Below are 24,613 nucleotides of genomic sequence, written 5' to 3'. Positions count from 1 at the left end.
GGGGTTGCCCTTAATGCGCAAATCCGTGTCATAACTCGTTGATTTGTCGTAAGTCGTTGCTTGGCACGTGGCCAGCATCGGCGAGCTTCGTTCGTCCCGAATGGATGTGGCGAAGTTTCACCCGAAAAAGGAATCAGGCTTCTCATGGGCGAACTGGCCAAAGAAATCCTCCCGGTCAATATCGAAGACGAGCTGAAACAGTCCTACCTCGACTACGCAATGAGCGTAATTGTCGGGCGGGCACTGCCTGATGCACGCGATGGCTTGAAGCCCGTGCACCGGCGTGTGCTGTTTGCAATGAGCGAACTGAACAACGACTGGAACAAGCCGTACAAGAAATCTGCCCGTGTGGTCGGTGACGTAATCGGTAAGTATCACCCGCATGGTGATACTGCGGTTTACGACACCATCGTTCGAATGGCTCAGCCATTCTCCCTGCGCTACCTGCTGGTAGACGGTCAGGGTAACTTCGGTTCGGTCGACGGCGATAACGCTGCGGCCATGCGATACACCGAAGTGCGCATGACCAAGTTGGCCCACGAGCTGCTGGCCGACTTGCACAAAGAGACCGTGGACTGGGTGCCGAACTACGACGGCACGGAAATGATCCCGGCGGTCATGCCCACCCGTATTCCGAACTTGCTGGTCAACGGCTCCAGCGGTATTGCCGTGGGCATGGCCACCAACATTCCGCCGCACAACCTGGGTGAAGTAATCGACGGCTGCCTGGCGCTGATCGATAACCCTGAGCTGAGCGTCGATGAGTTGATGCAGTTCATTCCGGGCCCGGACTTCCCGACAGCGGCCATCATTAACGGTCGTGCCGGCATCATCGAAGCCTATCGCACCGGTCGTGGCCGTATTTATATGCGTGCCCGCTCGATCATCGAAGACATCGACAAGGTCGGTGGTCGTCAGCAGATCGTGATCACCGAGCTGCCTTACCAGTTGAACAAGGCGCGTCTGATCGAAAAGATCGCCGAACTGGTCAAAGAGAAAAAGCTCGAAGGCATCACCGAGCTGCGCGACGAGTCCGACAAAGACGGTATGCGTGTCGTGATCGAGCTGCGTCGCGGTGAGGTTCCGGAAGTCATCCTCAACAACCTGTATGCCCAGACTCAGCTGCAAAGCGTGTTCGGCATCAACATCGTGGCCCTGATCGACGGTCGTCCGCGCATCCTGAACCTCAAGGATCTGCTGGAAGCCTTCGTGCGTCACCGCCGCGAAGTCGTCACTCGCCGCACCGTATTCGAGCTGCGTAAAGCCCGCGAACGCGGTCACATCCTTGAAGGCCAGGCGGTAGCACTGTCCAACATCGATCCTGTGATTGCTCTGATCAAGGCCTCGCCAACGCCGTCGGAAGCCAAGGAAGCGCTGATCAGCACCCCTTGGGAGTCCACCGCTGTGGTGGCCATGGTCGAGCGCGCCGGTGCCGACTCCTGCCGTCCAGAGAACCTGGACCCGCAATACGGTCTGCGTGATGGCAAGTACTTCCTGTCGCCAGAGCAGGCTCAGGCCATTCTTGAATTGCGCCTGCACCGCCTGACCGGCCTTGAGCACGAGAAGCTGCTGGCCGAATATCAGGAAATCCTGAACCAGATCGGCGAGCTGATCCGTATCCTCAACAGCGCTGTGCGATTGATGGAAGTGATTCGCGAAGAGCTGGAAGTGATCCGCGCCGAATACGGTGATGTGCGCCGTACCGAAATCCTCGATGCCCGCCTCGACCTGACGCTGGGTGACATGATTCCGGAAGAAGAGCGCGTGGTGACCATTTCCCACGGTGGTTACGCCAAGACCCAACCACTGGCTGCGTACCAGGCTCAGCGCCGTGGCGGCAAGGGTAAGTCGGCTACTGGCGTAAAGGATGAGGACTACATCGCTCACCTGCTGGTAGCCAACAGCCACACAACGTTGTTGCTGTTCTCCAGCAAAGGCAAGGTGTACTGGCTCAAGACTTATGAAATTCCTGAGGCTTCCCGCGCAGCCCGTGGTCGTCCGCTGGTTAATCTGCTGCCGCTGGATGATGGCGAATACATCACCACCATGCTGCCGGTCGAGCAATACACGGAAGGTCACTTCATCTTCATGGCCACTGCCAACGGCACGGTGAAGAAAACCCCTCTGGAAGCCTTCAGCCGCCAGCGCAGCGTCGGCTTGATCGCCCTGGAACTGGATGAAGGCGATGTGCTGATCAGTGCTGCGATCACGGATGGCGAGCGCGAAGTCATGCTGTTCTCCGATGGCGGCAAGGTCACGCGCTTCAAAGAGTCTGACGTGCGCGCCATGGGCCGTACGGCACGCGGTGTTCGCGGCATGCGTCTGCCAGAAGGTCAAAAGCTGATTTCGATGCTGATTCCTGAAGAAGGCAGCCAGATCCTCACCGCTTCGGCGCGTGGTTATGGCAAGCGCACGCCGATCAGCGAGTTCCCTGAATACAAGCGTGGCGGACAGGGTGTAATTGCCATGGTCAGCAATGAGCGTAATGGCCGTCTGGTCGGTGCGGTTCAGGTGCTGGATGGTGAAGAGATCATGCTGATTTCCGATCAGGGCACGCTGGTGCGCACCCGTGTCGATGAAGTATCGAGCTTGGGGCGTAACACGCAGGGCGTTACCTTGATCAAGCTGGCAAGCGATGAAACGCTGGTTGGGCTTGAGCGGGTTCAGGAGCCTTCTGAAGTTGAAGGCGAAGAGCTCGAAGGTGAGGGCGAAGGCGGTCTCGAGGCCGAAGGCGAGGTCCTGCGCGATGGCGCTGACGACGAGCAACCGCTAGAGGCTGCCGCTGACGAAGAAGCACCGCAAGAATAAGCGAACACACAGGGGGCGGATGAGAATTCGCCCCCTTGTTGTTTGTCCCGTATGAAAAATCGGCACCCCAGTGGGCGCGGTCTCGCGTTTAATCGCAGTGCCGAGTACCGATTTATTGCATGACCCACCAAATCAGAGCGAGAGTGGATGTGAGCAAACGAGCCTATAACTTCTGCGCAGGACCCGCTGCGCTTCCTGAAGCTGTCCTGTTGCGTGCCCAGTCCGAGTTGCTCGACTGGCATGGCAAAGGCCTGTCAGTTATGGAAATGAGCCATCGCAGCGATGAGTTCGTGTCCATTGCCACCAAGGCTGAGCAGGACCTGCGTGACCTGCTGTCTATTCCCTCGGACTACAAAGTGTTGTTTCTGCAGGGTGGCGCGAGTCAGCAATTTGCTCAGATCCCGCTTAACCTGCTGCCGGAAAATGGCAAGGCCGATTACATCGACACGGGTATCTGGTCCCAAAAAGCCATTGAAGAAGCATCGCGCTTTGGTGCGGTCAATGTGGCTGCCACGGCCAAGCCGTACGACTACTTTGCGATTCCGGGTCAGAACGAATGGAATCTGAACAAAGACGCGGCCTATGTGCATTACGCGCCGAACGAGACGATTGGTGGCCTGGAGTTTGACTGGATTCCGGAAACGGGTGACGTGCCGCTGGTGGCTGACATGTCCTCTGACATCCTGTCGCGTCCGGTGGACGTGTCGCGTTTCGGCATGATTTACGCAGGGGCACAGAAAAACATCGGGCCGAGCGGTATCGTGGTCAACATCATTCGGGAAGATTTGCTGGGGCGTGCACGCTCAATCTGCCCGACCATGCTCGATTACAAGGTCGCGGCCGACAATGGCTCGATGTACAACACGCCACCGACGCTGGCATGGTACTTGTCCGGCCTGGTGTTCGAGTGGCTTAAAGAGCAGGGCGGGGTGGAAGCCATTGGCAAGCGTAATGAAGTGAAAAAACGTACGCTTTACGACTTCATTGATGCCAGCGGTCTGTACAGCAACCCGATCAACAAAACCGACCGCTCCTGGATGAACGTTCCGTTCCGTCTGGCCGATGACCGTCTCGACAAGCCGTTCCTGGCGGGTGCCGAGGCGCGTGGCCTGTTGAACCTCAAGGGGCATCGTTCGGTGGGGGGGATGCGGGCTTCGATCTACAACGCAGTGGACATCAACGCCGTCAATGCGCTGGTGAACTACATGGCAGCGTTCGAAAAGGAACACGGCTAATGTCCGAACAGGAACTCAAAGCCTTGCGTTTGCGCATTGATAGCCTGGACGAAAAGGTCCTGGAGTTGATCAGTGAGCGCGCGCGCTGCGCACAAGAGGTCGCGCGGGTAAAAATGGGCTCGCTGGCGGAGGGCGAGGTGCCGGTGTTTTATCGGCCCGAGCGCGAGGCTCAGGTGCTCAAGCGGGTGATGGAGCGCAACAAGGGGCCGCTGGGTAACGAAGAGATGGCGCGCTTGTTCCGCGAAATCATGTCGTCGTGCCTGGCGTTGGAGCAGCCTCTGAAGGTGGCTTATCTGGGGCCGGAAGGCACCTTTACGCAAGCCGCCGCGATGAAGCACTTCGGTCATGCCGTCATCAGCAAGCCAATGGCTGCAATCGATGAGGTGTTTCGTGAAGTGGCGGCCGGAGCAGTGAATTTTGGTGTGGTGCCGGTGGAAAACTCCACCGAAGGTGCTGTTAACCACACGCTCGACAGCTTCCTTGAGCACGATATGGTGATTTGCGGCGAGGTCGAGTTGCGCATTCACCATCACTTGCTGGTGGGCGAGAACACCAAGACCGATAGCATCAGCCGCATTTATTCCCACGCCCAGTCGCTGGCCCAGTGCCGCAAGTGGTTGGACGCGCATTACCCGAATGTCGAGCGTATTGCCGTATCGAGCAACGCCGAAGCGGCCAAGCGTGTGAAAGGTGAGTGGAACTCGGCAGCCATTGCTGGCGATATGGCAGCGGGCCTCTATGGTCTGACGCGACTGGCCGAAAAGATTGAAGACCGTCCGGACAACTCCACGCGGTTCTTGATGATCGGTAATCAGGAAGTGCCGCCGACCGGTGATGATAAAACATCGATCATTGTGTCCATGAGTAACCGTCCGGGTGCGCTGCATGAGTTGCTGGTGCCGTTCCATGAAAACGGCATCGACCTCACGCGCATCGAGACGCGTCCTTCGCGCAGTGGTAAATGGACTTACGTTTTCTTCATTGATTTTGCGGGTCACCACCGAGATCCGCTGGTCAAAAGTGTGCTGGAACAGATCAGTCAGGAAGCAGTTGCACTCAAAGTGTTGGGTTCCTACCCGAAAGCGGTTCTTTAAGGCGATTTCTCATGAGTGGTGATTTTCTCGCCCTGGCATTGCCGGGCGTGCAACAACTTTCGCCTTACGTCCCGGGCAAGCCTGTGGACGAGCTGGCGCGTGAGCTGGGGATTAATCCGGACACGATCGTCAAGTTGGCGAGTAACGAAAACCCGTTGGGTCCGAGCCCTAAAGCGTTGGCGGCTATTGGCGATGCGCTGGCAGAGCTGACGCGTTATCCCGATGGCAACGGTTTTGCCCTAAAGACCCTGCTGGCGGAGCAATGTGGCGTCGAGCTGGATCAGGTGACGCTGGGTAACGGTTCCAATGACATTCTGGAGCTGGTAGCGCGCGCCTATCTGGCGCCGGGCCTGAATGCCGTCTTCAGTGAGCATGCGTTTGCGGTGTACCCGATTGTCACGCAGGCTGTGGGTGCACAAGCCCGTGTGGTGCCTGCAAAAGCGTGGGGTCATGATCTGCCTGCCATGTTGGCTGCCATAGATGAATCCACGCGAGTGGTGTTTATCGCCAACCCGAACAACCCGACTGGAACCTGGTTCGATGCAAATGCGTTGAATGAGTTTTTGCAGGATGTTCCGCAGCGTGTGCTGGTTGTGCTGGATGAGGCCTACATCGAATACGCGGATGGTGGCGATTTGCCGGATGGCCTGGAGTTTCTGTCTGCTTATCCGAATCTGCTGGTATCGCGTACCTTCTCCAAAGCTTACGGTCTGGCAGCATTGCGTGTGGGCTACAGCCTGTCGGCGGCAGTCGTGGCGGATGTGCTGAACCGCGTGCGGCAGCCATTCAATGTCAACAGCCTGGCGTTGGCGGCTGCTTGTGCTGCGCTCAAAGATATCGAGTATCTGGCACAAAGCCGGCGTCTGAACGAGGCCGGAATGCAGCAGTTGCAAGAGGGTTTTAGTGCGCTCGGCCTGAGCTGGATCCCGTCCAAAGGCAATTTCATTGCGCTGGATGTAGGGCAGGAAGCTGCCCCTGTGTATCAAGGCCTGCTGCAGGAGGGGGTGATTGTGCGTCCCGTCGCCAATTACGGCATGCCGAACCACCTGCGCATCACCGTGGGGCTGCCCACTGAAAACGCCCGCTTGCTTGAAGCATTGTGCAGGGTTCTTGCTCGTGGTTGATGTCATGTCCAGGCATTCTGTCAAGCCGTTAGTGGGCCGATTGGTGGTCGTCGGGTTGGGGCTCATCGGTGGTTCATTTGCCAAGGGGCTGCGTGAAAGCGGGTTGTGCGCGGAAGTGGTGGGCGTCGATCTTGATGCTGCATCCCGTGCCCTGGCTGTCGATCTGGGCGTGGTGGACCGCTGCGAGGCGGATCTGGCAGTAGCATGCCGCGGGGCTGATGTGATTCAGTTGGCGGTGCCGATCCTGGCCATGGAGAAAATGCTCGTTCAGTTGGCGGGCATGGAACTGGGGCAGGCCATCCTGACGGACGTCGGCAGCGCCAAAGGCAACGTAGTGCGCGCAGCAGCTCAAGCGTTTGGTGGCGTGCCGCCACGCTTTGTGCCCGGGCATCCGATTGCGGGCTCCGAACAAAGCGGGGTAGAGGCATCAAATGCCCATCTGTTCGAGCGGCACAAAGTCATTTTGACGCCGTTAACCGACACGGACCCCGACGCGCTCAGGGTGGTGGATGCGATGTGGCGTGCCCTCGGGGCTGACGTCGAGCACATGCAGGTTGAGCGTCACGATGAAGTCCTCGCGGCGACGAGTCATTTGCCACACTTGCTGGCATTTGGTTTGGTGGATTCACTGGCCAAACGCAACGAGAATCTGGATATTTTTCGCTACGCTGCGGGTGGCTTTCGCGATTTCACAAGGATCGCGGGCAGCGACCCGGTGATGTGGCATGACATTTTCCTCGCCAATCGCGAGGCGGTTCTGCGCACATTGGATACATTTCGCACAGACCTCGACGCCTTGCGCGACGCGGTCGATGCAGGGGACGGGCATCAGTTATTGGGCGTGTTCACGCGCGCCCGTGTTGCTCGCGAGCATTTCGGTAAAATCCTGGCCCGCCGGGCATATGTGGACCCTATGAATACGAATGATCTGATTTTCCTGGCAAAACCTGGTGGACACGCAACTGGCCGCATCCGTGTGCCGGGCGACAAGTCCATTTCTCACCGCTCGATCATGCTCGGCTCGTTGGCTGAAGGCACGACCGAGGTAGAGGGATTCCTTGAAGGCGAAGATGCGCTGGCAACGTTGCAGGCTTTTCGTGACATGGGTGTGGTCATTGAGGGGCCGCATCAGGGGCGCGTGACGATTCACGGTGTTGGCCTGCACGGCCTGAAAGCGCCTCCGGGGCCGATTTATCTGGGCAATTCCGGGACATCCATGCGCTTGTTGTCGGGTTTGTTGGCAGCGCAACCGTTTGATACCACCCTGACCGGTGATGCCTCGCTGACCAAGCGCCCAATGAATCGTGTGGCCAATCCATTGCGTGAAATGGGTGCCGTCATTGAAACCGCCGCCGAAGGACGTCCTCCGATGACCATTCGAGGCGGCCATGCGCTAAAAGGCATGAATTACACCCTGCCGATGGCAAGTGCACAGGTTAAATCCTGCCTGCTGCTGGCTGGTTTGTACGCTGAAGGCAAGACCTCGGTGACTGAGCCTGCGCCAACCCGCGACCATACCGAGCGCATGCTGCGTGGCTTCGGCTATCCGGTGACTGTCAACGGTGCCACTGCTTCTGTTGAGTCGGGCCATAAGCTGACTGCGACACACATTGAAGTGCCGGGTGATATCTCGTCCTCTGCGTTTTTTCTGGTTGCTGCTTCGATTGCTGAAGGTTCCGACCTGGTGCTGGAACATGTGGGAATCAACCCGACCCGTACCGGTGTCATCGACATTCTGCGTTTGATGGGGGCCGATATTACCCTTGAAAACCAGCGTGAAGTCGGAGGCGAGCCCGTTGCAGATCTGCATGTGCGTGCCGCGAAGCTTAAAGGTATCGACATTCCGCAAGCGCTGGTGCCGCTGGCAATTGACGAGTTCCCGGTGTTGTTTGTGGCGGCTGCGGTAGCTGAAGGCCGTACGGTGTTGCGTGGCGCGGAAGAGTTGCGCGTCAAGGAGTCAGACCGCATTCAGGTAATGGCAGATGGCTTGCTGGCACTGGGCGTGAAATGCGAGACAACCCCGGACGGCATCATTATCGACGGTGGCTCGATAGGCGGTGGCGAAGTCCATGGTCATGGAGATCATCGTATTTCGATGGCGTTCAGCGTGGCTTCCTTGCGTGCCTCTGCGCCGATTCGCATCCATGACTGTGCAAACGTTGCGACGTCTTTCCCCAACTTCCTTGCTCTGTGCAAGCAAGTCGGAATGAATGTCGCAGAAGAGGCAAAATCGTGAACTTGCCGCCACCGGTTATTACCATTGACGGCCCGAGCGGTTCGGGTAAAGGCACGGTAGCAGGGCGTCTGGCCAGAGAGTTGGGCTGGAAATTGCTGGATTCCGGTGCCTTGTATCGTCTGTTGGCTCTTACAGCCCGGAATCATGGTGTCAAGACGGATGACGAAAAGTTGCTGCAGCAGTTGGCGGCACATTTAGATGTGCAGTTCGTCGGAGCGACAGAAGGTAGCCAGGCCAGGATTATTCTGGAAGGCACTGATGCCACTGTGGATATTCGCAATGAAGACGTAGCGGCAGATGCGTCAGCTGTTGCGGCGTTGCCCGCTGTTCGTGAGGCTTTGCTGCAACGCCAGCGAGATTTTCAGGAATTTCCGGGGCTGGTTGCGGACGGTCGTGACATGGGAACGGTCGTTTTTCCGGGCGCTCCGCTGAAGATTTTCCTCACCGCCAGCGCAGAAGAGAGAGCCCGGCGGCGCTACTTGCAGTTGAAGGCAAAGGGCGATGATGTTAGTCTCCCGCGTCTGCTGGACGAGATACGTGAGCGCGATGAGCGCGATACGCAGCGTGCAATAGCCCCGCTTAAGCCGGCGGCTGATGCCATACAGCTTGACTCTACGGAGTTGTCTGTTGAGCAGGTGCTTGAACGCATCAAAAGTGAAATCGCACTGCGCGATATCGCTGGATGACCAAGAAAGCATGCAGGAGACCAGAAATAGTCCTGCATGCCTTCTTTTATATGAACGTAACCCACATTGTCTGGAATGTGGCAGATGGGCGTATTCCTTCGCCCTTATTCAACAGGAATTAAAATGAGCGAAAGCTTTGCAGAACTCTTTGAAGAAAGCCTAAAAACCCTGAATCTTCAGGCTGGCTCGATCATCACCGCGATCATCGTTGATATCGATTACCAAGCTGGTTGGGTTACCGTTCACGCTGGTTTGAAGTCTGAAGGCCTCATCCCGCTGGAGCAGTTCCACAACGACGCTGGCGAACTGAACATCAACATCGGTGATGAAGTTCACGTTGCGCTGGACGCGGTCGAAGACGGCTTTGGCGAAACCAAACTGTCCCGTGAAAAAGCCAAGCGCGCTGAATGCTGGATCGTTCTGGAAGCAGCCTTCGCAGCAGAAGAAGTGGTCAAGGGCGTTATCAACGGTAAGGTTAAAGGCGGCTTCACTGTCGACGTTAACGGCATCCGTGCGTTCCTGCCAGGTTCTCTGGTTGACGTTCGTCCAGTGCGCGACACCACGCACCTGGAAGGTAAAGAGCTGGAATTCAAGGTCATCAAACTTGACCAGAAGCGCAACAACGTTGTTGTTTCGCGTCGCAGCGTACTGGAAGCAGAGAACTCGGCAGAGCGTGAAGCGCTGCTGGAATCCCTGCAAGAAGGTCAGCAAGTTAAAGGTATCGTTAAAAACCTCACCGACTACGGCGCATTCGTGGATCTGGGTGGCGTTGACGGCCTGCTGCACATCACCGACATGGCGTGGAAGCGTATCAAGCATCCTTCCGAAATCGTCAATGTTGGCGACGAGATCGATGTCAAGGTTCTGAAGTACGATCGCGAACGCAATCGTGTTTCCCTGGGCCTCAAGCAACTGGGCGAAGATCCATGGGTTGCTATCAAAGCCCGTTACCCAGAAAGCACTCGCGTTACCGCTCGTGTAACCAACCTGACCGACTACGGCTGCTTCGCTGAGCTGGAAGAAGGCGTTGAAGGTCTGGTACACGTTTCCGAAATGGACTGGACCAACAAAAACATCCACCCTTCGAAAGTCGTACAAGTCGGCGACGAAGTGGAAGTTATGGTTCTGGACATCGACGAAGAGCGTCGTCGTATCTCCCTGGGCATCAAACAGTGCAAATCTAACCCATGGGAAGATTTCTCTGGCCAGTTCAACAAGGGCGATAAAATCTCCGGCACCATCAAGTCGATCACCGATTTCGGTATCTTCATTGGTCTGGACGGCGGCATCGACGGTCTGGTTCACCTGTCCGACATCTCCTGGAACGAAGTTGGCGAAGAAGCCGTACGTCGTTTCAAGAAGGGCGACGAGCTGGACACCGTTATCCTGTCTGTTGATCCAGAGCGTGAGCGTATCTCCCTGGGTATCAAGCAGCTGGAAAGCGATCCGTTCTCCGAGTACGTACAAGAGAACGACAAAGGCGCAATCGTTAAGGGCATCGTGAAAGAAGTTGACGCTAAAGGCGCCATCATCACTCTGGCCAACGATATCGAAGCGACTCTGAAAGCCTCTGAAATCAGCCGTGACCGCGTTGAAGACGCGCGCAACGTTCTGAAAGAAGGCGAAGAAGTAGAAGCCAAGATCATCAGCGTTGATCGTAAGAGCCGCGTAATCCAACTCTCCATCAAGTCGAAAGATGATGCTGAAGAGAAAGAAGCAATCCAGAGCCTGCGCGACAAGCCAGCGACCTCTGACATTGCTGCTGGTCCGACCACTCTGGGCGACCTGCTGCGTGCACAAATGGAAAAGCAGAACTAAGTTCTGATTGACCATTAAAAAGGGCGACTTCGGTCGCCCTTTTTTGTGCGCGATGGAGTCTCTTGGCTTTACAGCCTCAATCCCTTGCTCTTGTAGTCACTCATGCGCTCGAGCGTGACTGAGTGGGGTTCTGCGTGCCCATGCAAATCCCACCCCTGCGGGCCTGCTGATCATCGAGTTACTTGCAGCGTACTTGCGTCTATCTTTATGAGTTGCGTGTGCCTAAAAGTTCCCCTTCAATATTTCTTTCGATAAGTCAATCCCTGGGCTGTTCAAAGTCACTTGATCATGCTAAAACCTTTCAAGCGCTGATCTAGCTGCTTGAAAAAGAAGGGAAAAATATGACGAAGTCGGAGTTGATCGAACGAATTGTCACCCATCAAGGGCTACTCTCATCCAAAGATGTGGAGCTGGCCATCAAGACCATGCTTGAACAAATGTCACAGTCCCTGGCGACCGGAGATCGAATAGAGATCCGAGGTTTTGGCAGTTTTTCGCTGCACTATCGTGCACCGCGTGTTGGCCGAAACCCAAAAACCGGGCAGTCCGTCAGCCTTGACGGCAAATTCGTACCTCACTTCAAGCCGGGCAAGGAATTGCGTGATCGGGTCAATGAGGACGAGGAAGATGGCTTTAACCCTGAAGAGTAAAGGAGCTGCTCATGCGTGCTATTAAGCGCACAGCCGTCGTGGTGGTGTCTCTGCTGATTTTCTTTGGCGTGATTATTTTCATCCTTGAAAACCAAGAGGCGACATCGCTGACGTTTTTGGGCTGGCATACACCATCATTGCCAGCCTCTGTGTTTTTCGTAGGGGCATTACTGGTGGGTTTAGCAATTGGGCCGCTATTAGGGTTGCTTGCCTACTGGCGAAAATCGGCTGGTTTGAAGCGTCGTATGCATATTGGCTGACGGCGGATGTAGGGGCGAATGCAAGAATTAAGTGTTCGCGCCCAACGAGAGTGAGTTTGCAGTATGCGTGAGGTCAGGCCTTGCTGCGTAGGTCCTGTCTCAGGAAAAGTCCTGCACACCGTCAACCCTTGTATTGTTTGGTAATACTGGCAGAATGCGTTCTGTTCTCGGTTGCCAGCTATTTTTTGTGCTTCATCAGGCGCGCAGTGATGCCACTGTCTGATTGAAAATAAATATCCATTACAAGCACGCAAGAAAAATTTCTGCATGACGAGCCCGCAGTTTCTTTTTGAAGGCAGGCCTTTGTTGTGACAAGTATTTCTCGGATTTCCAGTGGTTCTTCGGTTGATGAAATTGATCTGTTTGCTTTGATCCAGGCGATCTGGAAGCAAAAGGCAATTATCATCGCGACCACTGTCGTCAGTGGACTCGTTGCACTGGGCTATGCTTACCTGGTAACGCCTGAATACCAAGTCACCAGCGTATTGCGTCCAGCAGCTATCAACGAACTTGATGCCTTAAATCGTTCTGGCGTATACACGCTCCCGCCTAATGAGGCCCTGGTCAAAGTCGGCGCGAGTCTTGAGTCGTATGATTCGCGTTTGGGGTTCTTCCGTGACAATCAGGAGCTTTTCAGCCAATTCAAGCGACCTGGGCGTACCCTTGAGCAAAGTTTTGAAGAGTTTAATCGTGACTCATTGCGCCTGATGCAACCGGATCCAAAAAAAGCAGATTCGCTGACTTCCTTTATCAGCCTTGAGCTCAACTACCCGAAAGGTGTGGATGGCGTCCAAATTCTGAACGGCTTCGTTGATTATGCGATCAATGCAGAGCGTGAGCAGATCGCTGCTGACCTCAAAGTTATCGTCAATAATCGGTTGACGGAGCTCCAAGGCAAGATCAATGCGGCGCGCTCCAGTTATGAAAATGACAAAGAGGCCCGCATTGCTGCACTTGAAGAGTCAGACAATCTCAAGCGTGCGCAATTGCAAGATGAGTTAAAAGCATTGCGCCAGCAGCTCAAAGTGCGCCGCACCGACAGAATGGCTCAGTTGACCGAAGCCATCGCTATCGCCAAATCGTTAGGTATTCAAAAGCCAACCACACCTTCGTCATTGGCCGACTCGGCGCGTTCGGGTGACACCAGTGTTATGCGAACTGAAATCAATAATCAGCAAATCCCACTCTATTTCATGGGCGTGGAAGCTTTGGAGGCTGAGCGTGCAGCGTTGCAGCAGCGCAAAACGGATGATTTCACAGAAAGTCGTATTGCTCAGATAGCCAAGGAATTGCAACTGCTGCAAAGTAACCGACAAGTTGAAGTGCTTAAGCAGCGTCAAAACGAAGATGTGTTCCTCAAAGGCGTAGAGCCACTCCGAGCAGAAGTTGTCCGGCTGGGTAATTTGAGTAACCTGGACATCTCTACGTTGAAACTGGTTTCGGTAGATCGCAAAGCGCTGGAGCCGATCTCGCCAATTAAGCCAAGGAAAGCAATCATCTTGCTGCTCGGCCTGGTGCTGGGAGGGCTTTTAGGTGTGCTTATAGCGCTTGTAAGGCACTTTGTGCTCGCCCGCGGTACGGAGTTACGAACATCAACGCCGCCGGCCTTGTCTGCAACCTTGACCAACACGATCTCAGCTGATCAAAGCGGAAAAGTTTTGCAAAAGGATCACCCTTGAAAGGCACCAAGGTCGGGTGAAATACCTGACCTTTTTGTGGACTAATTGCCTCTTCATGGAGCTGTATCGAGAGCAAGCTTATGTCGTATCCGCAGATCATTCATCATGGCGCCATTCATGGCGTCACGGGTTCATGCCACCAATTGCAAATGACTGCTCAGCGTAGTCTGCTGATTGACTGTGGGTTGTTTCAAGGCGCTGAGTCTTTGGGCAATTCGGGGGAGGCGCAAAAAAACCAGGATATAAGCTTTTCTGTCGACGAGATCCAAGCGTTAATCGTAACCCACGTTCACGCGGATCATGTGGGGCGTATTCCCTTGTTGCTGGCAGCTGGCTTTAAAGGGCCGATTATCTGCAGTGAGCCTTCCGCCAAGCTTTTACCACTGGTCCTGGAAGATGCCTTCCGCCTCACATTCAATCGCGATACTCGCAATGTCGAACGTTACTTACAGTGCGTCCATACACAGATAATTGCTGTCCCCTTCGCAGAGTGGTACACGGTGTCTGGCACGCATACGCTGCATGCCAGAATACGTTTGCAAAGAGCAGGGCATATCTTGGGTTCTGCCTATGTCGAATGTGAAGTGACTTATCAAGGGTCCACCCATCGCATCGTATTTTCCGGTGATTTTGGAGCGCCGTTTACACCTTTTTTGTCGCCGCCGAAGTCCCCGGAACGCGCCGATATTCTAGTACTTGAAAGCACCTATGGGGACCGGACTCACGAAGACCGAAGTACGCGGCAAACACGACTCGAATTGGCCATTGATAAGGCTTTAGCTGATCATGGAACGCTTATGATCCCTGCGTTCAGCATTGGCCGCACCCAAGAATTGCTGTACGAAATAGAAGATATACTCCATCGCAAATCTCTATCGGTACACGAGAGTCTAAACGTAGGTGAAGATTCGGCTTTACCTATGAATTGGCCCGAACTCCCTGTCATTATCGATTCGCCCTTGGCCAAGCGCTTGACGGCTGTATACCGTGAGTTACAGGCCGACTGGAATGACGCTGCGCAGCAGCGGCTTAGTGCTGCTCGCAAACCCTTGCACTTCCAACAGCTCATCACCATCGACACTCATGAGCAACATATGCAAACCGTCAACTATTTACGCCGCACCGGCCGTCCGGCGATTGTAATTGCTGCAAATGGCATGTGCTCAAATGGCCGGATTGTAAATTACCTAAAGGCCATGCTGGGTGACCCAAGGCATAACGTGCTGTTCACGGGTTATCAGGCGCAGGGAACACCTGGCGCCGCAATACAGAAATACGGGCCCCGCGGGGGGTATGTTGAGCTTGATGGTGAGCGCTGCAGTATTCGAGCAGGTATCACGACCCTTGGTGGATACTCTGCGCATGCCGATCAGGTCGATCTGCTGAACTTCGTGTCTGGGATGGCCCAGTGGCCTGAGCAAATCAGATTGGTTCATGGAGAATTACGCGCCAAACAGGCCCTTGCGCGGGAACTGTCGACGCTGTACAGCACTCGAAACCATTCACTCGACCTGCAGATACCTGTGAGCTAATCTCGCGGGCACAGAAAATAAACCAGTAGCTTGTAATGGTTCAGGCAAGCGCGATAGCTAACTACGGAAAATGTTGAATGATTGGTCAATGGACATAACCACTGTACCCGAGCCGGGCTCAAAACAAGGTGACTGGTATCTGGTGCAATGCAAGCCGAGACAGGACGAACGCGCCGAACAAAATCTCGTGCGCCAAGGCTATAGCTGTTCACGTCCGGTCTGCCGGCGAGAACGTCTTGTGCGCGGTAAATGCCAATTTATTCAGGAGTCATTGTTCCCGGGTTACCTCTTTATTCATATGCCGGACGGTGCAAACTGGGCACCATTGCGCTCCAGTCGTGGCGTTACTCGTGTTGTGGCATTTGGTGGTCAGCCATTGCCCGTCAGCCAGAAGTTGGTGGAGCAACTGCAGGCACGCGCACAGACCTGTATTATTTCCACGTTTAATCCCGGGGATAAAGTGTCTCTCTTAGAGGAAGGGTATGCCGGTCTGGAATCAATATTCATGGCAATGGATGGTGAAGAGCGCGTCATTCTCTTGATCAATTTAATGAACCGTCAGCAACAGATCAGCATGCCCTTGGCCTCTGTCGTTAGCCGTTAAGCAGCACTCAGGTGATGAGCCTGGGCAATGATGAAACCCATAAACGTTCTCAGGAAATTGACGATCAATCCTGGGGCGGTAGCGTGTTTGTTTAAAAACAGAATTCAACCATTCACCTGAACTCGATACAGGTGCTGTACAGAATAGATAAGGAAGTGCTCTAGAGATGACTACCCTCAACCGAAAAGGCATCATTCTCGCTGGAGGTTCAGGTACGCGCTTGCACCCACTGACTCTGGGCGTGTCCAAACAGATGTTGCCGATTTACGACAAGCCCATGATCTTCTATCCATTATCAGTATTGATGCTGGCTGGCATGCGGGAAATTTTAATCATTTCCACACCTGAAGACTTGCCGTGCTTTAAGAAATTGCTGGGGGATGGAAGTCAATACGGTATCGAACTTAGTTATGCGGAACAGCCAAGCCCTGACGGGTTGGCTCAGGCATTTCTCATTGGTGAAGAATTTATTGGCGAGGCTTCAGTTTGCCTCATTCTTGGCGACAACATTTTTTATGGACAGCACTTCTCAGATAATTTGTGTTCAGCGATGAACCAGGGCTCTGGGGCCACAGTGTTTGGTTATCACGTATCTGACCCGGAGCGCTTTGGCGTTGTGGAGTTTGACAGTACGGGTAGAGCGCTGAGCATCGAAGAGAAACCGTCAGTGCCGAAATCAAATTACGCAGTGACGGGGTTGTATTTTTACGACAATAAAGTGGTTGAGATAGCTAAAAATATCAAACCTTCCCCGCGGGGCGAGCTCGAAATTACTGATGTCAATAAAGCGTATCTTGAACAAAAAAGCTTGACCGTCGAGATGTTAGGCCGTGGATTTGCATGGCTTGATACCGGAACACATGAGTCGTTACTTGAAGCGAGCCACTTTGTTCACACCATCGAGCAACGTCAAGGCTTGAAAGTTGCTTGCCTGGAAGAAATTGCATTCAACAGTGGCTGGATACCGTTGGAAAAACTGGCTGATCAGGCAAGTAAACTGAGTAAAACCGGGTATGGTCAGTACTTGAAGAAAATCCACGATGAGAATAAAACCTCATGAAAATGGTTCCAACAGATATTCCCGAAGTCGTGATTATTGAACCCACCGTCTTCAGCGATGACCGTGGTTGGTTTATGGAAAGCTTCAATGAAAAAGGCTTCATGGAGGGGCTTAAGGGCTTGAATCTTCCGGCGCCAGAAGCCTTCGTTCAGGACAATCACTCGTGCTCAAAAAAAGGCGTACTACGAGGCCTACACTATCAAGCGTCGCCTTTTGAGCAAGGGAAATTGGTTCGCGTGGTTCAAGGCGCAGCTTTTGATGTCGCGGTTGACATCCGCCCGGACTCTGCAACCTATCTTAAATGGGTCGGTGTTGAGCTGAGTAGTTCTAATCATAGAATGCTATGGATACCTGCAGGTTTTGCCCATGGCTTTGTTTCTTTAGTAGACGATACTCATTTTCTGTATAAAACGACTGACTATTTTAATAAAGACTCTGAACGCTCTTTGGCGTGGAATGATGAAATGTTAAATATTCAGTGGCCTCAGTGTGAAGAGTATATTATTAGCGTTAAGGATCGTGAAGCGCCAAGCGTAATTGACGCCTTGCTGAAAACATATTGAGCGACTGTGAGTTTTTGTCTGCCGACCGCTATTAACTGGATTGAATTATGCATTTGCTAGAAAATTTGAAACTTGCTGTCATTGGCTTGGGTTATGTCGGCTTACCGTTGGCAGTGGAGTTTGGCAAGCAACAATCAGTTGTAGGTTTTGACATAAACCAGCAGCGGATTAACGCCTTGTCTTCTGGCCATGACTCGACACTTGAAGTCTCGGACGAAGAGCTTAAAGAAGCTACATTTTTAAAGTTTAGTGCTGATGTGTCAACATTGGCCGCTTGCAACACCTACATTGTTACGGTTCCAACGCCGATTGATCAATACAATCAACCTGATTTGACACCCTTGATCAAAGCTTCCGAGAGCATTGGGAAAGTGCTTAAAAGAGGTGATATTGTTATTTATGAGTCCACCGTGTACCCAGGCGCAACGGAAGAAGAATGCGTACCTGTACTCGAGAAGTACTCTGGCTTGGTATTCAATGTCGATTTTTATGCAGGTTACAGCCCTGAGCGTATCAATCCGGGGGACAAAGAGCACCGAGTGACAACGATTAAGAAAGTCACTTCTGGATCGACTCCCGATGTGGCTGACTTGGTGGACGCGCTCTATAATAAAATTATTGTGGCTGGCACGCACAAAGCGAGCAGCATCAAAGTAGCGGAAGCTGCCAAGGTCATTGAGAATACTCAGCGCGATCTCAATATCGCTTTAATCAATGAACTGTCCATTATTTTCAATAAGTTAGGTATCGATACCGAATCAGTATTGGAGGCAGCGGGCACAAAATGGAATTTTCTGCCTTTTCGACCGGGCCTAGTAGGTGGCCATTGTATTGGTGTTGATCCTTACTATTTGACACATAAAGCTCAATCTATTGGTTATCACCCTGAAATAATCCTGGCCGGTCGTCGCTTAAATGACGGGATGGGCGCCTATGTCGTTTCTCAACTAATTAAGGCAATGCTTAAACAGCGTATTCACGTGGATGGCGCACGTGTTTTGGTTATGGGTTTGGCATTTAAAGAGAATTGCCCGGATCTGCGCAATACGCGCGTAGTTGATATTGTGCGGGAGTTGGCGGAATACAATATCACTGTTGATGTCTTTGACCCTTGGGTCAGTAGTGAAGAAGCGTGTCATGAATACGGTATTGTGCCAGTCAATCAGCCCGACAAAGAGTCTTACGATGCCATAGTGGTAGCCGTGGCACACAATGAGTTTCGTTCTTTAGGGGCACAGGCTATACGCAGCTATGGAAAACCAAATCACATCCTGTATGACTTGAAATATCTTTTGAGTCGCGAAGAGTCAGATATACGTTTGTAAGCCTGTCCTGAACGGATGCTTAGCTAATTAAACGATTTAGGTTAAATACCATGACTGCGTACGAAGATATTTTAAAGAAACTTCCTGTTGATCCCAAGACATGGTTGATCACTGGGGTGGCTGGATTCATCGGCTCTAACCTGCTAGAAAAACTGTTGTTGCTGGATCAGTTCGTTGTTGGGCTTGATAACTTTGCAACCGGTCATCCACATAACCTTGATGAGGTCAGAAGTTCAGTGTCGGCTGTCCAGTGGGCACGTTTCAAGATGATTAAGGGCGATATACGTAACTTGGAAGACTGTCGTGACGCCTGCACGGATGTACATTACGTCTTGCATCAAGCCGCCTTAGGTTCCGTGCCTCGTTCTCTCATCGACCCCGTCACGACAAATGCAACAAACATAGACGGATTTCTGAACATGCTAGTGGCCGCCAAAGAGTCCAATGTTCAGAGCTTTACTTATGCTGCAAGTAGCTCAACCTATGGCGATCATCCGGGCTTGCCCAAAGTAGAAGATGTTATCGGGAAGCCCTTGTCGCCCTATGCAGTAACAAAGTATGTAAATGAATTATATGCAGACGTTTTCGCGCGCTCCTACGGATTTAAAACAATAGGTTTGCGATATTTTAATGTTTTCGGTAAGCGTCAAGACCCGGACGGGGCATATGCGGCAGTAATTCCACGCTGGATTGCGACCATGGTCAAGAACGAACCTGTTTATATAAACGGGGATGGTACAACCAGTCGAGATTTTTGCTTTATCGAAAATACTGTTCAAGCCAATATTCTTGCTGCCACTACCTCCAATGAGTCAGCGCGCAATCAAGTCTATAACATCGCGCTGGGCGGACGAACCGACCTTAACGATTTGTTCGCTGCGATTAAATCTGGCTTGCGAGCAAACGGTGTCACGTACGGCATGGAGCCTAATTACCGGGACTTCAGAGCTGGAGATGTGCTTCATTCACAGGCCGATATAACTAAAGCAAAAACGCTTTTGGGCTACGCACCTGAACATGAGTTTTCAACGGGTATTGCGTTGGCACTACCGTGGTACTTGAACTTTTTAAAAAAGGCGAACGCCTGAAACTATGCAGGCCATGGCATACCATGGCCTGAACTGTCTGTATGGGATGAAGCTGAATTAGCGGATTCATGAAGTCGTGAGGATGTCGTGCACGTTAGAAATATATTCTGGAACCTGCTCGGACTGGGACTGCCACTGTTAATTGCCGTTGTAACCGTTCCGAATTTAATTGCCAGAATCGGAACCGAGCGTTTTGGCTTCCTTGCACTGGCCTGGGGTTTGATTGGCTATGCAGGTGCTCTAGACCTAGGGGTTGGTCGAGCAGTTACCCAACGAGTTTCCGCCATACGTGGCTATGCACAAGAAAGTGACATCCCGGACGTTATTGCCACAGCAGTCAAGATTACAGCGACGATAGGGCTGGCTGGTTTAGTGCTTATCGCTTTGGGTGGAGTATTCGGGGGATACGACTTAATACCTCGAAATACTGTCAGTAAAAATGAAGTTATTATCTCAATTCTTCTTTTAGCCGTTGCGATTCCGATGCAAGCCATCAGTGCTACCTACCGAGGGGTAAACGAAGCCTATCTTAATTTCAAAAGCATAAGTATTCTGCGTATGTTCCTGGGAGCTGCCAATTTCGGTGGGCCTTTTTTGGTCGCGCTATATACAGATAAGCTGTATTGGGTTGTAGCGACGCTCGTGCTCTCAAGGTCAATAGCACTTATTGCATACAGGCACTTTGCTTATAAATGTTTGCCTGAACGGCTGCTGGTTCAACCTGGCCAGTACAAGAAGGAACAAGCAAAGAAACTCTTAGAATTTGGGGGGTGGGTAACAGTCAGTAGCATCGTAAGCCCATTTTTAGTGCAAGCGGACCGTTTTTTTGTAGGGGCTTTGATTACCGCTGCTGCTGTGACCACTTACGTTATTCCATATGAAATAACCGTGCAATCAATGATATTAGTTGGGGCAATAACAACGGTTGCCTTTCCGATGATATCGAATTTAATAAACTCCGATCCGGAGAAAGCCAAGTCTGTATTTGATAAGTGGCTTGTGCGCGTTGTAATTGTGATGTTTTGTGCAATGTGTGTATTAGCATTTATTATGCCATTTATTTTGAATCTTTGGGTCAAGGATTATGTGGCACCAGAGTCGGTGATGGTAGGGCGTATATTGTGTCTCGGTGTGTTCTTCAATGCAATTGGGGCAATGTATTACTCTTATCTTCATGCCCATGGCAGGACAAAAATAACCGCTATATTTCATGTGGTTGAATTGCCAATTTTTGTAGGGCTGCTGTATGTTTTTATTATTGCCTATGGGGTTGTAGGTGCGGCTGTTGCGTGGAGCCTCCGCGTATTTATTGACGCTGTTTGTCTCTATGTTGGTTCGCATTATGCCACCAAATACTTGTCAGTCGAGCGAGATTCAGATGTTAGCGGTTGATAGGCTTGCAAAAATTTTAGTGCTTTCTATATTGTTTATGTCTTTAGTATTGCCGACTGCATTTCCAGTATTAAAACTCTTTTTATTGTTGATTCCGTTGTTGTTGCTCGCGCTGTTCGGTAAATCTTTCAATGGCATTAATATAAAAATATTTAATTTGGCATTGGCGTTTACTCTTGTGGGTTTCGGTTGGTCGGTATATGGCTATATAGTAGGTAATCCGGGTGCTCTGCGTGTGCTCACTGTGATGGTTGTATACCCAGTATTGTTTGTTGTTTTGGGTATGATTTATCAAGGTGAAACTGAAGGTTTAAAACGTTTTTTTATATTCGCGGCGTTAGTTTTGATGGTTCTTGATCTTGCTTATGTTTTTTGTCAAGTGCTTGTACCTGGGAATTTGTTGTCTCAAGTATTTGCCTTGATTTATGATGGTTCAGCGGTCGTAGATTCAGTGCAGGGTTATATAAAGTTCACATTACCTAATGTGACGTCCATGATTTTTTTGATTCCATTTTTGATGTGCCGATTTATGAGTGAAAAGTTTTCGTTTCGTGTTTTTATTGCACTGATGGGGCTATGCATGCTGGTACTTCTTTCCGGTAGGCGTGCATTGTTGGTCACCGTTTTTGCCGGCCCAATTATTGCTTATCTGTTGACAGTTGGGGCGATTGCGTCAAATCGTTCAAGCTATTGGAAAATTGCAGTGATAGCTAGCGTATTTATGATGTTTGGGTTTGTGTTTTATTCCCTTTATCCTGATTATTTGGTGGATAAAATAGCATCAATTACCAATTTTGAAGATAATTCAAGTAATTTGGAAAGAGTTTGGCAGTTTAATTCTTTGATGGAAGGCTTTTGGCAATACCCAGCTGTAGGGCAAGGTGCAGGTGCAGTGGCTAGCTATGTACGCACTCCTGATATGCCTTGGGCTTATGAGTTATTTTACGTTTCAATGCTTTTTCAATATGGCGTCATTGGGTTCTCGATGTATGTCATCGGGGTCGCGATGTTGGTGATGTTCTTGATGAAGCAGGTCCGCTTGAAGGGCCGTGGGTCATTTGAATTTTACTATCTGGCAGGGTTTATTTCTTTTTTATTAGCCACAGCCACGAACCCTTATTTGGCTAAGTTTGACTACATGTGGGTTATTTTTATACCTGTCGCAATGTTGAACTATAATTCGACTCGTACTGCTGAAGGAGTTCCACTGTAATGCCGAAAGTAGATGTGGTGATCGTTAATTGGAATTCAAAAGAACAAGCCCGGGATTGTGTGAAATCACTACTTGACTTGAGCAGTAACGAGATTGGCTATATTACGGTTGTGGACAATGGATCAACAGATGGGTCTGATGCAGGTTTGGATGATCTACCTGGTGTTCAGGTTCATCGTGCAGGAGTAAATCTAGGATTTGGTGCCGCTTGTAACGTAGGCGCTAAAAACGGTAAAAGTGAATTTATCTTGCTCCTCAATCCTGATGCCCTAGTGTACAAAGATACTATAAAAGACTCTTTGGAGTTCATGTCTGATAAAAGTAATCAGCAGGTAGGCGTTTGCGGTGTTCAATTAAAAGACGAGCAGGGCCATGTGGCGAAGAGTTGTACACGTCTTCCTACAGTACACGGACTCATAGCCCATGCGTTAGGCATAGACCGGATATTTCCTTCAGTGGGTCATTTTATGAGCGAGTGGGACCATAAGCAAACACGTTCCGTCGACCATGTAATTGGTGCTTTTTATCTAATTCGTCGTTCGCTATTTGAACATCTAGGAGGCTTCGATCAGCGGTTCTTTGTATATCTGGAAGATTTAGATTTATCAAACAGGGTGAAAGCCGAAGGGTGGGATATTAAATATGTGGCTAATGTTCAAGCCTTTCATAAAGGAGGCGGTACCTCCGATCAAGTGAAAGCGCTTCGATTATTCTATTCACTTAGAAGTCGTATTATTTATGCATTCAAACATTTTAATTTGTTAGGTGCCATTCTCGTGCTCTTGGCTACCATGCTGATTGAACCCTTTTGCCGAATTGCTCTCTCTCTGCTAAAAAGATCGTTGCCATCAATTAAAGAAACGGCGGTTGCTTATAGTTATTTATATGCCTGGCTGCCTCGGTGGATCGTAGGGCGATATAAATGAGTATGAACATCTTGTTAAAAGGCTGCTTTAATTGCTGCTAGACAGTAGAGGCGGGGTATTTCAGGATGTTAGATGTGATGACAAGTTCGGGCTTAAAACCTAATACCAATGAAGTGCTTGCTCAATGCTAAGTGAACGTATGTGGTGGCGTGTGAATTCTCATAAAGTCCCGAATTACTATGTGTTGTTCGTACTGGGTATGCTGTTGCTTGGTTTCAGTAGCTCGCCCGGAGATGGGGTGGTTATCAGTTATGCTGCTCCTTTTTTGCTGCTTTCTTGTTTTTTATTTGTTCCGGTTTTTTTAAATAATTTATCTGCGATGGATTTTAGGTTTTTTTTGTGGCCTATTTTGTTCGTAGTTGTAATGTTTTTAACAAGCTTTATTGCTGCGGCGCCAATGGCTTCTCTGTCACGTGCGATCACCAATCTACTAGGTTTTTTTATATTTTTATGCTTAATTGCTGCGACGATGAGAAGGCGGGTTTCTGTTGAGTGGACAGCACGCACTCTATTTTTATCAGGCGTGGTATTGGCTGGTTATTTTATTTTAAATTTGATGTACAAATCCTATTTGCATGGATTTCAAGTTGTTATTCTTGAGCGCTATGTCGGTGGGGCTATGTCCTTGCCTTGGGGGGCAAGTAATACGATAGCTCAAGTTCTGCTGCTATCAGTTGCTTCTTTTTTAGCAGTTAAAAATCAGACAAAGTGGGATATCTGCTATCTTGCGATCATAGCGTTGGCAATTATTTTAACATTTTCCCGCTCGGTCATTATCCTTCTCGTTTGCATGATATACATAATTATTGGATTTCGTTACTTTAGTCGTCTTGTTGTAGTGGGGGCGCTAATTTTGTGCGGCTACCTTTATTTTTTCAACGGCGAAAGCAAGGGTTATGAGACTTTTCTGTCGACTAGATTAAGTTTGGCTAATATGCAAACGGGTAATGGTCGTGTAGAGACCGCATTAGAGAAAATTAATTACTTTATGAGTCACCCCTTCGAGCCTATTGGTTATTACTCTTCAATTTATGATTTTAAGCTTTCTGCTCATAATTACTGGATCACTACTCTTGTTGAACAGTCACTAATAGGTGTGTTAATTTCGCTAATATTTTTTAGTTTGATTGGCAAAATGGCTTTGCGCGCCTCGCCTAAGATCTTTCAAGGTTTTTTGATTGTCATGATGGGTTGGCGGTCTCAGTGACCAAGTGCAACACCCGAGGTAAGGTGCTGCATGACTACTCACTACACCCACTTGACCATCGAAGAGCGCGTAACGCTAATGATCATGCGTATGCAAGGCGCCTCGCTGCGAGC

The 24,613-nt window shown here is 51.0% G+C and carries 21 protein-coding genes; all 21 read left to right on the top strand.

Annotated features, from left to right (window positions below; genetic code table 11):
- Window positions 1–144: 144 nt before the first annotated feature.
- Window positions 145–2,808: a DNA gyrase subunit A gene (gene gyrA / locus HBN61_RS02330; RefSeq protein ID WP_094992543.1), complete on the top strand. Its 2,664-nt coding sequence runs from the start codon at window positions 145–147 to the stop codon at window positions 2,806–2,808.
- 149 nt (window positions 2,809–2,957) lie between these two features.
- On the top strand, window positions 2,958–4,043 hold the full coding sequence (gene serC, locus HBN61_RS02325; RefSeq protein WP_170046091.1) for a 3-phosphoserine/phosphohydroxythreonine transaminase: 1,086 nt from the start codon (window positions 2,958–2,960) through the stop codon (window positions 4,041–4,043).
- Window positions 4,043–5,137, top strand: a complete 1,095-nt coding sequence (pheA, locus tag HBN61_RS02320; protein WP_047275333.1) for a prephenate dehydratase — start codon at window positions 4,043–4,045, stop codon at window positions 5,135–5,137. The genes serC and pheA overlap by 1 nt, the downstream gene beginning before the upstream one ends.
- A gap of 11 nt (window positions 5,138–5,148) precedes the next feature.
- On the top strand, window positions 5,149–6,261 hold the full coding sequence (hisC, locus tag HBN61_RS02315; RefSeq protein ID WP_094992542.1) for a histidinol-phosphate transaminase: 1,113 nt from the start codon (window positions 5,149–5,151) through the stop codon (window positions 6,259–6,261).
- 4 nt (window positions 6,262–6,265) lie between these two features.
- Window positions 6,266–8,497, top strand: coding sequence for a bifunctional prephenate dehydrogenase/3-phosphoshikimate 1-carboxyvinyltransferase (locus tag HBN61_RS02310; protein WP_170046090.1), 2,232 nt, complete (start codon window positions 6,266–6,268; stop codon window positions 8,495–8,497).
- Complete coding sequence (gene cmk / locus HBN61_RS02305) at window positions 8,494–9,183, top strand: (d)CMP kinase (protein WP_170046089.1); 690 nt, start codon at window positions 8,494–8,496, stop codon at window positions 9,181–9,183. The genes HBN61_RS02310 and cmk overlap by 4 nt, the downstream gene beginning before the upstream one ends.
- 123 nt (window positions 9,184–9,306) lie before the next feature.
- On the top strand, window positions 9,307–11,001 hold the full coding sequence (gene rpsA, locus HBN61_RS02300; protein ID WP_016780248.1) for a 30S ribosomal protein S1: 1,695 nt from the start codon (window positions 9,307–9,309) through the stop codon (window positions 10,999–11,001).
- A gap of 341 nt (window positions 11,002–11,342) precedes the next feature.
- Entirely contained in the window at window positions 11,343–11,651 is a 309-nt protein-coding gene (gene ihfB, locus HBN61_RS02295; protein ID WP_094992540.1) for an integration host factor subunit beta, read from the top strand.
- A gap of 11 nt (window positions 11,652–11,662) precedes the next feature.
- A complete protein-coding gene (locus HBN61_RS02290) occupies window positions 11,663–11,911 on the top strand; it encodes a lipopolysaccharide assembly protein LapA domain-containing protein (RefSeq protein ID WP_094992539.1) in 249 nt (82 codons plus the stop codon).
- 308 nt (window positions 11,912–12,219) lie between these two features.
- On the top strand, window positions 12,220–13,590 hold the full coding sequence (locus HBN61_RS02285) for a Wzz/FepE/Etk N-terminal domain-containing protein (protein WP_346266451.1): 1,371 nt from the start codon (window positions 12,220–12,222) through the stop codon (window positions 13,588–13,590).
- An 80-nt stretch (window positions 13,591–13,670) separates the two neighbouring features.
- Complete coding sequence (locus HBN61_RS02280) at window positions 13,671–15,122, top strand: MBL fold metallo-hydrolase RNA specificity domain-containing protein (protein ID WP_170046088.1); 1,452 nt, start codon at window positions 13,671–13,673, stop codon at window positions 15,120–15,122.
- Window positions 15,123–15,210: 88 nt separating this feature from the next.
- Window positions 15,211–15,726, top strand: a complete 516-nt coding sequence (gene rfaH, locus HBN61_RS02275) for a transcription/translation regulatory transformer protein RfaH (RefSeq protein ID WP_170046087.1) — start codon at window positions 15,211–15,213, stop codon at window positions 15,724–15,726.
- A 166-nt stretch (window positions 15,727–15,892) separates the two neighbouring features.
- A complete protein-coding gene (gene rfbA, locus HBN61_RS02270; protein ID WP_170046086.1) occupies window positions 15,893–16,786 on the top strand; it encodes a glucose-1-phosphate thymidylyltransferase RfbA in 894 nt (297 codons plus the stop codon).
- A complete protein-coding gene (rfbC, locus tag HBN61_RS02265) occupies window positions 16,783–17,349 on the top strand; it encodes a dTDP-4-dehydrorhamnose 3,5-epimerase (protein ID WP_170046085.1) in 567 nt (188 codons plus the stop codon). The genes rfbA and rfbC overlap by 4 nt, the downstream gene beginning before the upstream one ends.
- A 47-nt stretch (window positions 17,350–17,396) precedes the next feature.
- Entirely contained in the window at window positions 17,397–18,674 is a 1,278-nt protein-coding gene (gene tviB / locus HBN61_RS02260; protein WP_094992534.1) for a Vi polysaccharide biosynthesis UDP-N-acetylglucosamine C-6 dehydrogenase TviB, read from the top strand.
- A 50-nt stretch (window positions 18,675–18,724) separates the two neighbouring features.
- Window positions 18,725–19,762 carry an NAD-dependent epimerase/dehydratase family protein gene (locus HBN61_RS02255; RefSeq protein WP_094992533.1) on the top strand — a complete coding sequence of 346 codons (1,038 nt, stop codon included), beginning with the start codon at window positions 18,725–18,727 and terminating at the stop codon, window positions 19,760–19,762.
- Window positions 19,763–19,849: 87 nt separating this feature from the next.
- Window positions 19,850–21,154 carry an oligosaccharide flippase family protein gene (locus HBN61_RS02250; RefSeq protein WP_170046084.1) on the top strand — a complete coding sequence of 435 codons (1,305 nt, stop codon included), beginning with the start codon at window positions 19,850–19,852 and terminating at the stop codon, window positions 21,152–21,154.
- Entirely contained in the window at window positions 21,141–22,367 is a 1,227-nt protein-coding gene (locus tag HBN61_RS02245) for an O-antigen ligase family protein (protein WP_170046083.1), read from the top strand. Before HBN61_RS02250 ends, HBN61_RS02245 begins: the two co-directional genes overlap by 14 nt.
- On the top strand, window positions 22,367–23,293 hold the full coding sequence (locus tag HBN61_RS02240) for a glycosyltransferase family 2 protein (RefSeq protein ID WP_170046082.1): 927 nt from the start codon (window positions 22,367–22,369) through the stop codon (window positions 23,291–23,293). Before HBN61_RS02245 ends, HBN61_RS02240 begins: the two co-directional genes overlap by 1 nt.
- A gap of 124 nt (window positions 23,294–23,417) precedes the next feature.
- The gene (locus HBN61_RS02235) at window positions 23,418–24,500 is read left to right on the top strand and encodes a hypothetical protein (RefSeq protein ID WP_170046081.1); all 1,083 of its coding nucleotides are present in this window, start codon (window positions 23,418–23,420) and stop codon (window positions 24,498–24,500) included.
- A gap of 30 nt (window positions 24,501–24,530) precedes the next feature.
- Window positions 24,531–24,613, top strand: an 83-nt coding sequence (locus HBN61_RS22440; protein ID WP_143510986.1) for a helix-turn-helix domain-containing protein, incomplete at its 3' end; no start/stop codon positions are given.

Origin of the sequence: Pseudomonas sp. WS 5071, assembly GCF_012985765.1 — a bacterium.
Classification (GTDB): domain Bacteria; phylum Pseudomonadota; class Gammaproteobacteria; order Pseudomonadales; family Pseudomonadaceae; genus Aquipseudomonas; species Aquipseudomonas lundensis_A.
The sequence above is the reverse complement of the archived record's forward strand: the minus strand, read 5'-3'. Positions and strand labels throughout refer to the sequence as shown.